Source organism: Limnohabitans planktonicus II-D5, assembly GCF_001270065.2.
GTDB classification, from domain to species: Bacteria; Pseudomonadota; Gammaproteobacteria; order Burkholderiales; family Burkholderiaceae_C; genus Limnohabitans_A; species Limnohabitans_A planktonicus.
In genome coordinates, this window is record NZ_LFYT02000092.1 from 1 (window position 1) to 1,279 (window position 1,279).

General features: G+C 61.6%; 1 protein-coding gene. It reads right to left on the bottom strand.

Features of this window, described 5'->3' with window-relative positions:
* On the bottom strand, positions 1-1,279 hold a 1,279-nt coding region (locus H663_RS41855), incomplete at both ends, for a hypothetical protein (protein ID WP_165803986.1).

Below are 1,279 nucleotides of genomic sequence, written 5' to 3' on the forward strand. Positions count from 1 at the left end.
CTCGACCTGATCGATGCTCACTGACACGTTGTTGCTGCCGCCCAGGTCGATGTGGTCAATGCCCATCGCAGACAAGGCGTCTGCCTTGTTGGCAATGCCTGCCACGTCTGAGGCAGCGGCGTTCAAGGTCACGCTCAGGGCCGCGTCTTCGCGCTCGCTCAGCAAGCGGTCGCCGTTGAGGTCGCCAAACAAGGTGGGCAGCTCGAAGTTGATGCCGCCTGTGCCGCTGGCAGACAAGGCCCCTGCGCCCAGGTCCACGTTGATCTGGTCGCCACCTGTCACCATGATGGCGTCCACGCCCAGCTTGTTCAGGTCTTTGAGGCTGTTGCTCAGGTGCGTGCCCGAAGCAGCTGTGTCCACGTTCAGCGTGATGGTGTCGCCCGCTGCAAAGTCCAGTCCAGCATGGATCAAGGCGTTGGCCTCGACCTGATCGATGCTCACTGACACGTTGTTGCTGCCGCCCAGGTCGATGTGGTCAATGCCCATCGCAGACAAGGCGTCTGCCTTGTTGGCAATGCCTGCCACATCACCAGCTTGAGCGTTCAAGGTCACGCTCAGGGCCGCGTTTTCACGCTCGCTCAGCACGCGGTCGCCGTTGAGGTCGCCAAACAAGGTGGGCAGCTCGAAGTTGATGCCGCCTGTGCCGTTGGCAGACAAGGCCCCTGCACCCAGGTCCACGTTGATCTGATCGCCACCTGTCACCAAGATGGCGTCCACGCCCAGCTTGTTCAGGTCTTTGAGGCTGTTGCTCAGGTGCGTGCCCGAGGCAGCAGTGTCCACGTTCAGCGTGATGGTGTCGCCCGCTGCAAAGTCCAGTCCAGCATGGATCAAGGCGTTGGCCTCAACCTGATCGATGCTCACTGACACGTTGTTGCTGCCGCCCAGGTCGATGTGGTCGATGCCCATCGCAGACAAGGCGTCTGCCTTGTTGGCAATGCCTGCCACGTCTGAGGCTGCGGCGTTCAAGGTCACGCTCAGGGTGGCGTCTTCACGCTCGCTCAGCACCCGGTCGCCGTTGAGGTCGCCAAACAAGGTGGGCAGCTCAAAGTTGATGCCGCCTGTGCCGCTGGCAGACAAGGCACCTGCACCCAGGTCCACGTTGATCTGATCGCCGCCTGTCACCATGATGGCGTCCACGCCCAGCTTGTTCAGGTCTTTGAGGCTGTTGCTCAGGTGCGTGCCCGATGCGGCTGTGTCCACGTTCAGCGTGATGGTGTCGCCCGCTGCAAAGTCCAGTCCAGCATGGATCAAGGCGTTGGCCTCGACCTGATCGATGCTC